Below are 14,392 nucleotides of genomic sequence, written 5' to 3'. Positions count from 1 at the left end.
GAGAGAGATGAAGTATAGATGGTTCTACTGTACATCATCTGTTGAATGAATAAATACGAAACTTGTTTTTGATTAAAACTTCCTTATTTTAATTTATTTATAATATTTATAGTGTTTTCCATCGACTTGCCTGCTCTCAGATCGGCTCTCAACCTGTTTACAATCCTGTCTATCTTTTCAAGCTCGCTGAGCATTTCCTTTTCCTTGTCGTCGGTCTCCATGACCTTGTGGATACCGCCGTTCTTTATGACTATCCTCTTGTCAGCCATGAGGGCAAGGCTGGGGTCGTGGGTAGCCATGAGCACTATCTTCGCCTCTCCAACGAGGAGGTTGAGAGCCTTCTTTCTGTCAATTCCCGCGTTTTCTATCTCATCTATGAGCACAATTGGTGAAGTGCTGAGAATTGCAGTGTCGGCAATCATTAAAGCCCTTGACTGTCCACCGCTTAATGAGGTGATCGGTGTATCCAGACTGAACTTCTCCCCGGCCAGGTTGTTTGCAGCCTCTATTATCCTCTCCACCACAAGCTCCTGGTTTTCAACCATCCTGCTCTCGGCGTGGAGCTCTATGAATTCCCTTACTGTTAGGTCCATTACGAAGTTCATGTTCTGGGACAGCTGGGCCACCAGTTTGTTTGAAGATGAGAATCTCCATTTCCTGTCGGGAAGTTCTCCATTGATTAGAATCGTCCTTCCAGTTGGAGTATCCTTGTTCGCAGTCCATTCTATATCTGCCAGCAGTCGACTCTTACCTGACCCTGTCGGTCCCACTATGGATATAATTTCGCTCTTTCTTATGGTGAGGGAGCCAAAGTCCTCTTCCTCTCCGCTTTTGTTCCTTCCAGCCAGTATGGACAGGGATTCAACTGTGTCATCTTTCTCAAGTCCCAGGAATTCAAGCATTTCAGATATGTATTCAACAAAGTCCATCCTTATCTTTTCAATGTCTATTGCCCATTCCTCAATGTCCTCTTCGGAAAAGCCATTGAGATATTCCTCGAAGGTCTCTTCCTCGTGCCCCTCGATGTCCAGCTTGTTGCTTTCGAAAAAGGACAGGGCAAAGGGATATTCCTTTGCAATTTCTCCTATTTTCATCTTTTCTATATTCATGGTCTTATTCATTGCTTCCTCCCAGGTCCATCTTCCTCACATTGCCCATCTGATAGTCCTCGCCAATCCTCTTCTCTCCAAGACAATAGGAGCACAGTGCAGACGGCATGGAGAACCTCAGTTCCTTTCCTTTGACGGTTTCTATATTTTCATTTTCATCATACAACAGAGTGCTGAGCTCGAATGCTCCCTGTCCCGTAAGACCGTTTATATGCATTGTAATTGCCTTTGAATTCACCGAATGGACCTTGGATGCAAAGACTTCCCTTTCGGCCTGGGATACTATGTCTCCCTTCGTGATTACAACTATGTCTGCCGACTTCAGCATGGGACCTATCTTCTTCGGAGTGTTGATGCCGCTTAAATTATCTATTACACATACTGCCTTTATGTCCCTTATATAGGGCGAACACCTGTTGCAGAGTCCGGCACTTTCCGTTATGAGTAAATCAACCTCCTGGCTTATGCCCCACTGGACAACCTCTTCAATATTGCTTACGAAGTAATGGTCAGGACAAAGGGATCCTGACAGCCCCTTCTTCACTGGAACTCCCGCCTTTTCATATAGTATGTCGTCGTCGGTGTAGAGACAGTCAAACTTCACCACTCCAACCTTCAGGTCCCTCTGATGAAGTGCCTGTATTGTCTTCAGAATAACCGATGTCTTCCCCGATGAGGGAGGACCCGATATTGTAATAAGATTCATCCTATACCTCCTGTACCGCTTCATGGAAGAGATTCTCGCATCTCTTGATGAGCCTTCCAATGTCGTTTTTCTTGATGTTGTCCCACCCGTACCACATGTATTTCTGTTCACTCGATATCATATTGTCAACCTCGGGGCTTACGCTTGGGAATCTGCCGTTGTGGGAAAGTATTTCCCCCACAGCCTTTGACGTGAAAAAGTCAACTATGGGCTTGAGCTTCTCCCTTCTTTCCTTCTTGGTGAGCATAAATATCGGACTGATGATAGCTCCGTCTGTTGGCCATACGGCCTTCATGGGACCGCCTCTCTTTGTCATCTTTGTGAAAAAGTAGGGCATGATGGTCACTACGGGCTTTGCTGATTTCTTCACATAGGACTTGACCATTTCAGACGGATGCATGCTCTGCAGCAGGCTCTTTCCTAACTTTCTGACTCCCTCGTCTCCGTATCTGTTCTGGATATTCAGGAGTATCGCATTGAAGAGGTCGAAATCACCTATGGGAAGGCTTACTGTATTTTCGAATTCCTCCCTGAGGATGTCATCCCAGGATGCGGGCATCTTTCTCCCCTTCAACTCTTCCGTATTCACAAGGAATACTGCAGGGACGACTCCTATCATGGAGTACTCCCCGTCAGGATCCTTGAGGCTCATATAGTCGTTCTCGAAGTCCCTGTTGTAGTGGTCCATGCCAGTTATGTCCTCGAATACATTCTCGGACTTGTATTTCCCTATGAGATCCTTGTCGAAGAAAAGATCGAATCCTGCTGAAATAAATATGTCCGCCAATACATCTGCAGAATTGCTTTTTTCCAGGGAATCCTTAAGCCAGTCAACTCCCATGGATGCAGCCTTGAGTTCATATGCTATTTTCAAATCGGTCTCTTCCTCATGTTCATCCATCCATTCCTGGAATGATTCCATAAGGGGAACTCTTACAGGACATGGCAGTATCCCTTCTATTCTTATGTCCGCATCATCCGCTTCTTTCTTGTCCGGAAGCTCCTCTATGCGGTTTTCCCTCGCCTCTATCAAGCCTGCCAGCTGCCTTGAAAAGGTATCAACATTGATTTTTTTCATCTTGAGGGCCGTTTCAAGGGTAATTGACTTCCCTATTGTACGTCTTTTCTTCTCGTCTCCTATGCTGTCTATTCCTGTCGATATCAGCAGATCCTTTGCTTCTTCATGTTTTTCGGTTATATCGTATAACGTGTCCTTGATGTCGAAATATTTGTTGTTCATTTTGCACCTCGCTGTTTTTTTCTTTGCTTGATTCTTTCTTGCCATATCTATATTGCAGTAGATTGTTTTTCTACTTGAGTTTGTCTCTTCGTTTGTCTGTACTCATGATAACACCGCAAAAGAAAAAGTTCCGTAACATAAGTTACGAAACTTTTATCATTATTTTTCTTTATAATACTCCAATAAATATGGAGCATTTTAATTTTTCATTATCCTTGTCGAATTCATCACTGCAATGATAGCAACGCCAACATCTGCAAATATAGCCTGATACATCTGCGCAAGGCCGAAAGTACTTAAAACCATTACCAGACCTTTTATTCCAAGGGCAAATACTATGTTCTGCCATACAATGGTCCTTGTCTTCCTTGCAATCCCGATGCTTTCCACTATCTTGAAGGGCTCGTCCGTCATGAGAACTATGTCGGCAGCCTCCACAGCCGCATCGGAGCCAAGAGCACCCATTGCAAAGCCTACATCCGCTCCCGCAAGAAGTGGGGCATCGTTTATGCCGTCTCCGACAGCTATTGTACTTGTTGTTTTGTTAAGGTATTTCCTTAATATGTCAAGTTTGTCGCCAGGTAGAAGCCCTGCATGATATCTGTCCAGCTTAAGCTTGCCGGCAATCCTTCCTGCCGTCTTTTCATTGTCTCCCGTAAGCATTATGACTTCCTTAATGCCCTTCTTCTTCAGACCGTCAACAACATTGTAGCTGCTTTCCTTTATATTGTCTTCAACCTCTATGCATCCCCTGTATTCATTGTCTACTGCGATATGAACGGATGTACCGTTTTCTTCATTAATGTCAATATCTATTCCCGATTCCACCATAAGCTTTTCATTTCCCACAAGGACCTGTCTATCGTTGACAACAGCTTTGATTCCAAAACCCGAGAGTTCTTCGTGGGCCGATATGGCATTCTTGTCTATATTCTTTCCATATTTCTTTTTTATCGATTCCGCAATAGGATGGTTTGAATAGTATTCACCGTATGCTCCGTAGTAGACAAGTTCTTCTTCAGTTGATCCGTTCTCGGTTCTTATTTTTGTCACCGTGAACCTGCCCTCTGTCAGTGTGCCTGTCTTGTCGAAAATGACCCTATCCGCGTTGACCAGCGCTTCCAGGTAGTTCCCTCCCTTTACAAGTATACCTCTCTTCGAAGCCGCTCCTATACCTCCGAAATATGCCAGTGGTATTGAAAGCACAAGTGCGCACGGACAAGATACTACAAGGAATATAAGTCCCCTGTAAATCCAGTCCCTGGTTATTGCCCCGTACATAGCAAGTGATGGAACAACTGCAATGACCGCTGCCGCTCCAACCACTGCAGGGGTATAGTACTTGGCGAATTTTGTGATGAAGTTTTCCATCCTTGCCTTCCTGTTTGATGCTTCCTGAACCATCTTAAGAATTTTCAATGCAGTTGACTCACCGAAAGTCTTTGATACCCTTACTCTTAAAATTCCGCTTATATTGACAGCACCTGCCAGGATTTCATCATCAGCCGCCACATCCTGAGGCATGGATTCTCCCGTAAGTGCCGATGTATCAAGTGACGACTGCCCTTCTACGACAACTCCGTCAAGAGGAACCTTTTCACCGGGCTTTACAACAATTATATCGCCAATTTTAACCCTGTTTGGCTTTACAATATCCAGATGACTGCCATGTTCCAGGTTTGCATAGTCAGGCTTGATATTAAGGAGCGCCTTTATAGACTTCCTTGAATTGTCTACAGCCATGTCCTGGAGGTATTCTCCTATACTATAAAAAAGCATTACACCAGCCGCTTCCGGATATTCCCCTATAATTATTGCTCCGGCAGAAGCGACCACCATGAGAAAATTCTCATCAAGGAGATCCCCTCTTCTTATGTTTGCAAAAGCCTTCATGATAACTTCATAGCCTAATATGAAATACGCCGTCAAGTACAGATATACTGCAAATACCCTGTCCCTGAATACCAATCCAGCCACGAATGCAAGGGCTCCTACCCCTATCCTCGTTATCTTGACATTCAACGACTCCTCAGTATCCAGAAGGTTCTCTTCAACTACTTCCTCTGGGTTCAATTCCTCTGTAAAATCTATACTGCAATGTCCGCATCCACAGGAATGATGCTCCTCAAATGTCTTTTTGTTGTAATCATCATCACAGCACGGGTCATCCGTCTTTTTTGCATCCACTCTAACTACAGTTTTAACAGCCTTAGCAGGTGATACTGCAGCCTTCATACCTTTTTTATATTTGACTTTCTTATCAACCATAATAATCTCCTTACAATCTACAATAATCTACCTGTGGTCTATGTGTTCAAGACCCTGGGTGAATATGCTCAGTACATGTTCATCGTCAAGGGAATAATATACAACCTTCCCTTCCCTCCTGAACTTCACCAGCCTTGCATTCTTGAGTGTCCTCAACTGATGGGACACCGCCGACTGACTGACGCAGAGTAGGGATGCTATGTCACATACGCACATTTCATTGACGGACAAGGCTCTCAGTATCTTTATCCTTGTACTGTCTCCAAACACCTTGAAAAGATCTGCCAGTTCATATACCTTCTCTTCTTCAAGCATGTTGTTCCTTGCCTTATCAACCGCTTCTTCATGTCTGCAAAACGTATCGCATATCTGTATATCCTTGTTATTCATCTTATCCTCCGTTTTCTGTACCTAAGTTACTGTATAATTACAGCAAATAAAACCATGTTTTTCACTAACACATGAACAATTGTTCATATGTTCAATTCAATGATACTCCTGATTACAATATTTGTCAATGTGTAGTATAATAAAATATATCAATTCAAGGATAAGCCAGGCAACATTATGTAAGCCCATTAAAATCCTTGAGAAATTGGAGGAAAGAATGTCCGATATACTGAACCACTACTACTGCGGCGAATTAGCCCTAGAACAGATAGATGCAGAAATAAAAAATATAATATTGAAGAATAGGACCCTTTTCGACCTTGGAACCCAGGGACCGGACTTTTTCCTATATCACGGCGCCGCCCCCTGGAGAAAGAACAGGGGCTATGGCAAATACGGCGGATTGATTCACAAAAGTGAGACAGACAGACTGATATATAATATGTTAAAGCATATCGACTCGATCGACGACAAAACATCAAAGGAAAAAGCAATCTCATATGCAATGGGATTCGTCTGCCATCTTTCTCTGGATTCCATATCACATCCTTTCATTTTCTATTATTCGGGAGTCTACACAAAGGGAGACAAGGCTACGGAAATTCACGCCCATCTCCACAAGGAGTATGAAATGATCCTTGATGCTCTAAATTCCAAAAGACTTGGAAAAATAAGGTCCGTCTACTTCCCCTACAGGGAAACCTTCACACCGGATCCCCAAAATACTGAAATAATACAGCAACTTTATGAAAGCCTCATAGAAGAGCTCACAGGAGAAAATCTTCCGGAAAATGCCGTTTCAATCTGCATAGACGACTTCATGGACCTATTCTCCATCTTTCCCGACAGAAGCGGCATAAAGAAGAAACTCTTGGGAGTCCTTGAAAGGATTGCAGGCCATCCCCATGCCATCACTAAAGCGCTTATACAGAAGGAATTCGATGACAAGGATGACTATCTGAACCTAAAGCACGGGGAATGGGTCCATCCCTGCTATAAGACAATAAAATCCACTGAATCCTATGTAGATCTTTTTGACATGGCAGTAAAGGATGCTGCAAAAAAAATCAACCAGCTGTTCAAGCTGATTGATTCGGATTTTTCAATTGATGATGTTGCTGAAATTATCCACAATGTTTCTTTCGAGACAGGATCTGTCCACAATTATGTCGATGGAATCAACAGATGTGAGATGAAACATTGCAGTGTTAAGAAGTTTTAGCACCTATTGGGAATATAAGTCCAGGAATGTAGTGAATGACCTGTCCAGCAGCGTGAGTCCCATCTCGTGGTTCGCCTTATATTTGGGAAGAAAATCCTTCCCGTCCCCCTCAAGTATTCCCAGTGCATTTGTGAACCTGACACTGTCGACTGCCCAATTTGATATGAGATTGATATCTTCAAAATCCATCACCCAGTCACCGATACTCGTTTCCGGACCCTCACCGTACATTGCCCTGCTGGTATTCCTGAGCATTACCGCCATCATTTCCCTTGTTATTGCAGTACTGGGATCAAATTCCGTGTCAGACATTCCGTTGACAATTCCCAGGGCATTGGCCTTGAGTATGCTGTCTTTGGTTCTCACATCCAGATCATCCAAATCAATGAAATCTTTTACCTTTGAAGGATCATATTCTACTGCTGTATTATTTTCTTCGGCATAAGACTCATAAAGTTGGACAAGCATCTCGCAGAATTCCGCTCTTGACAAGACATCTTCAGGCTCTTCAAGGAGTTCATCGAGAAGTTCATCAGTAATCATGCCGTTTTCATCGATATTCTTCACATGTTCCAATGCCCAATCACTGAGTTCCAGATACTTGGTTTCCATGAATTCTCCATCATCATCTATTTTAAACTTCTCCAAGGGGCTGAATTCACCGGCCCCTCCCAGGTTGTTGGCCCTGACTCCATATTCGTATTCCTTTCCTTCCTTGAGATCCTTTAAGATATGCACGCATCTGTCTGTATCGAATTCATCGTCATTTAGGATTACTGTATAGTCATCAGCCCCGTAAACCTCCGACCATCTTATGGTGATACTGCCGTCCCTGACGCTTATTCGGATGTCTTCAGGAAAATCCGGACTGGAAATGTCATCTTTGTCAATAGTCTTTGTTTTGCTGTACCTGCTTGACCCAAGTCCATTATTGGCGCATACGGCATATTCATAGTCCCTGTCTTCTGTAATATCTTCAAAAACGTATGATGTATCTTCAGTATTGTAAGTTTCACCATCAAAGCTTACTGTATAGTCATCTGCATCTTCAACCTCATCCCATCTGATTGTGATTCTATCGGCTACCCACCTGGCACTCACATTCTGCGGGACATCAGGTCCCAACGAGTCTACAGTCCTGATGGTTCCTATGGGGCTGTATTCGCTTGAACCGCTTGAATTATTGGACCTGACAGCATAGGTGTATTCGGTGTCCGGCTCAAGATCCTTGAATATGTACACGTTCCTATCCGTTTTTTTCCTGTTTCCATTCAGGATTACATAATAACTGGTTGCGCTGTCCACCACATCCCATCTAACGGTAACCGAATATTCCGTTGCGTCGGCCCTGACATTTTGAGGAATATCAGAAACAGGTCTTTCCTCCTCAACATCTATATAGGTTTCCTTTGCGGAATCCCATCCCTCACCGTCTCCTGCCCAGAAAACAATTTTCTGCTTCCCGTCATATTCCATCTTTATTTCCACTTCCCATATCTTTGTGTCCCCTGATATCCCGTAGTCGTCGGTCCAGGTTTCAAAAATATCATCAGATACATTATCATAACTAATGCCTATCTTATCTGTAAAAGTATTTGTTGTTATATAAGCCTTCATATACTCATCCAGATAAATGATGTCATTCTCGATTGACAAACCAATCAATTCAGGTTTTGTATCATCTGCCATGGCTTCTGTTGCATTGACCGCTCCGCATAAAACAACAATAATCAATACAAAGTGGACATAAGCAAAGTTCCTCAAAATTGTCTTAATACTCATAATCCTTTAACCTCCTATGCTCTATCATATAAAAAGCCCCAGCTCTCTTAGAAACCAGGGCATTCATCACCTCATCCATACTATTCAATTAATCTCAAAATCATTTATGTCCCCATCATTGATGCTGCAGTAGTGATTTATCTCATCGAGCCCCTTTTGTATCTCAATCTTGTTGTTTTCATACCTCACTATTTCATTAAGGCTAAAACCTGCACCAAGGAGTATGTAGAATATTGGTGCCACTGAAATGATCTGGTCGTTGAAAATGCCTGCTACAAGATATCCCGTTATTCCAAGAAAGATACCCAGGCCTGCAAACTCCCTGAAGTGAAGAAATTTCGCCTTCCAGTATAGCTTCAGGCTGCTGAAGAAATATCCTGCAAAAAGTACAAGCAAAGCAATCAAGGCCAGTATTCCGTTCTCAATGCCTATCTGCAGATACATGTCATGGGGCTTGTCAACTACAATTCTGGCAACTCCCATGTTGAGCTTTCCTGCATAATCCTGCTGGGGAAATGCTATTGGATACATTCCCGGACCGTATCCGTACACGATCGCTCCTTGAAGAAGTGGAATGCTGTCCATCCAGATGAATCCCCTTCCTGAGAAGAGGTACTCCCTTCCAACCAACGGTTTGAACTGTCTTGGATATTCACTGACATTAAGGGTGCCTCCGATATCATACATCTTGAGCCCTTCATCTGTTATGAAATATATCATTTCCTTGTTGTATGCAAATACCTTGAAATAATCCTTTCCTTCAAAAAATTCAACCCTGTATCCTTCGTATTTCTTCTCTTCAAAGGTCAGTTCCATTTCATCGACTATGGGGGTAAGCTTTTGGTCATTGTCATCCAGAAAGCTGATTCCCTCGTCTGCATACCTGATTTTAAAGGCTTCATTCTCGGTTACTATATCCACGTTGTTTCCGTCGAATCTGATGTCTTCAAATCTGACACGGGAACTGATGACCTCCATTTCAACGCTTGGATCAAGCCTGTCGAACTCGGTGAAAACAGATCCGTTGCTGAAATGGTTTGTCAGCAGGATGACAACAACAAATGATGCAATCAGTGGAATGATTTTTTTTACATTTTTAGCCAGCACCTTCCCGGATACTATGAACATTATTACAATCATAAACATTGTACCCACATAACCGGCCCTTGACTTGCTTCCGATCAGAATGAAAAACATCATGCAGGAAAGGATTCCAACCAGGAAGCTCTTCTTTCTGTTGTCCTGGAACAGATACATGGTCAATGTCAAGGGAAACAGCAGCGCTGCATAGCTTCCTACAAAATTCTGATTGTACATGGTTGCAGATATGGTATTGATCTTATTCCTGAAATTCAGGATCATGCCCGTAGTCTGTTCGGACAGGGGAAGTATTATCTTTGCCATGAAGGGCAGTTCAAGGATCGAATAGCCGAAGTACTGGGTGAATCCTATGATGAATATGATTATCCCTGAAAAAACCAGTGAAAGCAAAATTATGCTTATATCGTGTTCAGTGCTCACCATATTGTAGGCCAGGACAACAGCTATGGCATATCCTGCAAGTACCCAAACTCCCTGGAACTGCTCCATGAAGCCTCTCCATGAAACCACCAGATATTCGGAGAAATAGGTGGATATTATAACCATCAAAACATATATGAGCAAGGGTATGTATATCCATGACGCCTTGAATTTTATCCTTCCGAAAATCCTCTGTACAAACAGAAGTGCAAATGATGAATAAACTACAATAATGAAAGCCAAAGCCTTGTAATAGCTGAAGAAATCGATATGGGAAGACCCGCCTCTCCAGTTCAACAGTTCAAGTCCGTCGATCTCGATTCTCTTGCCTACAACTATTAGAGGCACAATTGCCAGCAACAGTATTATTGGAATGAAATACACCGTCTCAATGCTCTTTCTTTCTTCCATCTATTCCTCCAATGCCTTCTTTTTTAAAATATCGTTAATTGCAATTCCAAGTCCCACCAATACATAAAATACCGGAGCTACGGATATAATCTGGTCGTTGAACATACCTGCTCCAAGATATGCAATCATTCCGGTGACGCAGCCTACTCCCAGACAGTCAAGAAATGTGGACATGTCCCTTCTCCAGTAAAGCTTCATGCTGTCCATAAAATACATGAAAAACACAGCAACCAGAGCCAGCATGGAAACAACTCCCGTATTTACCCCTATCTGTATGAACATGTTGTGCGGCTTATCCACAATAATGGTTGCATTCTTGTAGGCATTCATCTTCCCTACATAGTCCTTCTGCGGAAACTCCATGGCATAGGTATCCGGTCCATGCCCTATTAAAAGAGTGTCCTTGAGCATGGGAATGCTTCTCGACCATATGTAGCCTCTCGATGTGGCAAATCTTTCATATCCGTCCATGAATTCTAGTCGGTCCGGATATTCCGTTGTTCCGATCACACCACCCGAGCTCCTCATCTTGAATCCATTCTTTCCAGTTATGTACAAGGTGATTTCCTGATCATGGAAGCTAACAAGAAGTCTCCCCTTCTCTCCATCAACCTTTATTTCGTATTCCGAGTACGCCTCGTCAACAAAGCTTAATACACCGTTGTCTTCTGTTACTCCCAGTTGCTCTCCATCTCCATCATAGAAGGACAAAACCTCCTCGCCCAAAGTCAGCATCAATGTTTCATTCTCAGTAACAATACAAAGAGAGTTGTCTTCGAACTTCAAGTCTTCAATTCTTACATTCTCTTCAGATTTATCATCTAGCCTCTCGGATTCCCTGGACAGACTCATAGAAAGGAATTCACTGAATACATCTCCATGCGAATATACATTAAGGCCTGTCATTACAATGATTCCAGCAACCAATATCATTGCCAGTCGTTTAATCCTTTTTCTATAAAATACTGCAATAAAAACAGCTCCAAGCAAAAAACCGACCAATCCGGCTCTTGAATTGGACCCTATCCATATGATTTCCATCAGAACAAAAAATATGGCTGCCCAAACAGTCTTTTTTGATCCTCTGACATATACAAACAACGCAATGGACAGGCACATCATGATATCTGCAAAGCTTCCAACAAAATTGGTATTGTACATTGTTGCATATATTTCCCTATCCTTGAACTTGAAATTAAGAGTTTCACCTATATTATGTAGGTTTTCCGGCAAAATAAGATATTTGCCAAAATCCGTTTTGAAAAAATCAAGTCCAAGATACTGCCCCAGTCCAATAACCCCCACAGCAAGCCCCAGAAGGATATATGAACCAGTCATAATCTTTACATGACTTTCATTTTGAACTAAGTTTAAAGCGGCAAGAATTACAAGACCATAGGCAACCATTACCCAGACGCCTTGAAACTGCTCTACGAATCCCCTTTTTGCCACAACATCATAGTCTGACATAAGATATGAAACAAGTACAAACAGTAAATATATACCCACAGGAATATAATATTTTGATTTCTTAAACCTGAATTCTCCGGATAACCTCAGTAACACCAGTAGTATAACCGAAACAAACACTGTTGCAGCAAAAAATATCGACTTGTAATAGCTGAAAAAGTCTACATTGGTCTCCCCGCCTTTCCAATAAAGTTTCTCAACATCATCAAGTTTTATATTATCAGCAAATACAATCAGCGGAATGACTGCTACAATAAGCATAAGAGGAATAAGATAATACCATTCCAAATCCTTCTTTACCGACTTGACATCAATATTTTTTTTATTGTTATTCTTGGTATTCCTTTTCTTTGTCATATCCGCCTCTCCCTTATAAAAAAACAACATCAATAAATATATATCCCATAATATACGAATTATGCACTGCCTTCTTCTATTCCTGAGATTCCGCCGACTGCTTCCTTACAAGCCTGTTCACAGCAATACCCAGCCCCACCATGACGTAGAAAATGGGTGCCACGGAAATAACCTGGTCGTTGAAGAAACCTGCCCCAAGATAGGCAATCATCCCGGTTACACAGCCAATTCCTATATGATCAAGAAATGTGACTATGTCCCTTTTCCAATAAAGCCTCATGCTGTCAATGAAATACATGAAGAACAATGACAATAAGGCAAGCAAGGATATGACTCCGGTATTGATGCCTATCTGCAGATACATGTTGTGGGGCTTGTCCACAATAGTTGATACTTTGTTGAATGCATAGAGCTTCCCTACATAATCCTTTTGAGGAAATTCCATTGCAAAAGTATCCGGACCGTGGCCGATCAGTATGGTCTCTTTCATCATGGGAACGCTTCTTGACCATATGTAGCCTCTGGAGGATGCAAATTCCTCATATCCATCCATGAATTCCAAACGTTCAGGTTCCGAATAGACTCCAAGTACTCCTCCTGATCCCAATATCCTGAACCCTTCTTCTATAAGATACAAGTCAAACTTCTTACCATACATCTTTAAGGTATATTTCCCGCCGACATCATTTAAGTATACTCTAAAGGATGAATAAGCTTCATCGGAAAATGTAATAACATTATCATTCAGGGAAGCCTCCAGCGGATTACCGTCACCGTCTTCAAATACCATGTCGCTGCCTTTGACGATTATCTTAAGGTCCTCACCTTCAGTCGTTATCTTTGCAGTATTTTTCCCCAACCTGATATCTTCAATCCGCACCTGGCTTGAAGCCTTGTCTTCAAGCCTTGACAGCTCGTCAAACAAGTTTACTGACTTGATTTCCTTGACTATCCTGCCGTCAGTAACTAAATTAAATGCAACCAATACGACCATACCCAAGACAGCAAGACTGACAATCTTCACAACATTTCTCTTGAAACTCTTTCTGAAAAGCAAAATTATGAATATTATTCCAACAGCAAAACCAAGCCATCCTGCACGGGAGTTAGACCCTATCCATACAAAGGACATTAGAGCAAGGAATATGCCTGACAAAACAACCTGCACTACTCCTTTTGAATACATGAAAAGCGCTGCTGCCAGACACATCAGAATAACTGCAAAGCTTCCAACAAAATTAGTATTGTATAATGTGGCATATATTGTTTTTTCTCCAAAATTGAACTTCAGACTTTCAACAAGTGGATGAAGATTCTCGGGAAGTATCAGATATTTGCCGAACTCTGTCTGGAATATATCGTGTCCAAAATACTGTCCCAATCCAATAAATGAAGTAACCAACCCAACAAAGATATATGATCCTACAAGTGTTTTTACATGTTTTTCATTCTGTATATAATTCATAGCCAGAAAAACGACCAGTCCGTATCCTATTAAAACCCATACACCCTGATAAAGGTCAACAAAACCCCTCCATGCAACTATGTCGTAATCAGACATAACAAATGACAATATCACAAAAAAAAGATATATGCCCAGTGGTATATAATACTTCGATTTCTTTAACTTGTATTGTCCTGTAAGCGTTAAAACAAAAATCAAACCCAAAGAAACATATGAAGCAGCTACAAACCATAACGACTTGTAGTAGCTGAAGAAATCAATGTTTGTATTCCCGCCTTTCCATGTAAGCATTTCCGCCCCTTCAATTTCCATGACCTTGCAATATGTTATAAGCGGAACGATCGCTACTATGAAAATCAAAGGTATCAAATAGTACCATCCCAAATCAGCCTTTTCCTTGGTTTTTCTCCTGATATTATCTTTTTTCTTTTTAGCCATAAAGCACCCCTTG

10 protein-coding genes are annotated in these 14,392 nt (G+C 42.1%); 1 reads left to right on the top strand and 9 read right to left on the bottom strand.

All coding sequences use genetic code 11. The features are described from left to right. Nucleotides 1-83: 83 nt before the first annotated feature. The 5 genes from BUB05_RS14550 to BUB05_RS14530 all read right to left on the bottom strand — a co-directional run bounded on the left by BUB05_RS14550 (nt 84) and on the right by BUB05_RS14530 (nt 5,713). On the bottom strand, nt 84-1,121 hold the full coding sequence (locus BUB05_RS14550) for an ATP-binding cassette domain-containing protein (protein WP_073050350.1): 1,038 nt from the start codon (nt 1,119-1,121) through the stop codon (nt 84-86). Then, nucleotides 1,114-1,815 (bottom strand): GTP-binding protein, encoded by a 702-nt coding sequence (locus BUB05_RS14545; RefSeq protein WP_073050349.1) that lies wholly within the window; start codon nt 1,813-1,815, stop codon nt 1,114-1,116. The genes BUB05_RS14550 and BUB05_RS14545 overlap by 8 nt, the downstream gene beginning before the upstream one ends. A 1-nt stretch (nt 1,816) precedes the next feature. Then, entirely contained in the window at nt 1,817-3,055 is a 1,239-nt protein-coding gene (locus BUB05_RS14540) for an ABC transporter substrate-binding protein (protein WP_073050348.1), read from the bottom strand. A 198-nt stretch (nt 3,056-3,253) separates the two neighbouring features. After that, nucleotides 3,254-5,323 carry a heavy metal translocating P-type ATPase gene (locus BUB05_RS14535; protein WP_073050347.1) on the bottom strand — a complete coding sequence of 690 codons (2,070 nt, stop codon included), beginning with the start codon at nt 5,321-5,323 and terminating at the stop codon, nt 3,254-3,256. Nucleotides 5,324-5,350: 27 nt separating this feature from the next. After that, on the bottom strand, nt 5,351-5,713 hold the full coding sequence (locus tag BUB05_RS14530) for an ArsR/SmtB family transcription factor (RefSeq protein ID WP_073050346.1): 363 nt from the start codon (nt 5,711-5,713) through the stop codon (nt 5,351-5,353). A gap of 217 nt (nt 5,714-5,930) precedes the next feature. On the opposite strand from BUB05_RS14530, the gene BUB05_RS14525 reads away from it, so the two are divergent. Further along, the gene (locus BUB05_RS14525) at nt 5,931-6,935 is read left to right on the top strand and encodes a zinc dependent phospholipase C family protein (protein ID WP_073050345.1); all 1,005 of its coding nucleotides are present in this window, start codon (nt 5,931-5,933) and stop codon (nt 6,933-6,935) included. 3 nt (nt 6,936-6,938) lie between these two features. On the opposite strand, the gene BUB05_RS14520 is transcribed toward BUB05_RS14525, so the two are convergent. From BUB05_RS14520 to BUB05_RS14505, 4 genes are all read right to left on the bottom strand, one after another. After that, a complete protein-coding gene (locus BUB05_RS14520) occupies nt 6,939-8,717 on the bottom strand; it encodes a fibronectin type III domain-containing protein (protein ID WP_073050344.1) in 1,779 nt (592 codons plus the stop codon). Between the two features lie 84 nt (nt 8,718-8,801). After that, nucleotides 8,802-10,649, bottom strand: a complete 1,848-nt coding sequence (locus BUB05_RS14515; protein ID WP_073050343.1) for an O-antigen ligase family protein — start codon at nt 10,647-10,649, stop codon at nt 8,802-8,804. After that, on the bottom strand, nt 10,650-12,476 hold the full coding sequence (locus BUB05_RS14510; protein ID WP_073050342.1) for an O-antigen ligase family protein: 1,827 nt from the start codon (nt 12,474-12,476) through the stop codon (nt 10,650-10,652). Between the two features lie 76 nt (nt 12,477-12,552). Continuing rightward, entirely contained in the window at nt 12,553-14,379 is a 1,827-nt protein-coding gene (locus tag BUB05_RS14505) for an O-antigen ligase family protein (RefSeq protein ID WP_073050341.1), read from the bottom strand. Nucleotides 14,380-14,392 lie beyond the last annotated feature (13 nt).

It is taken from the genome of Dethiosulfatibacter aminovorans DSM 17477, from assembly GCF_900142005.1.
In the GTDB taxonomy this organism is placed as follows: Bacteria; Bacillota; Clostridia; order Tissierellales; family Dethiosulfatibacteraceae; genus Dethiosulfatibacter; species Dethiosulfatibacter aminovorans.
The sequence above is the reverse complement of the archived record's forward strand: the minus strand, read 5'-3'. Positions and strand labels throughout refer to the sequence as shown.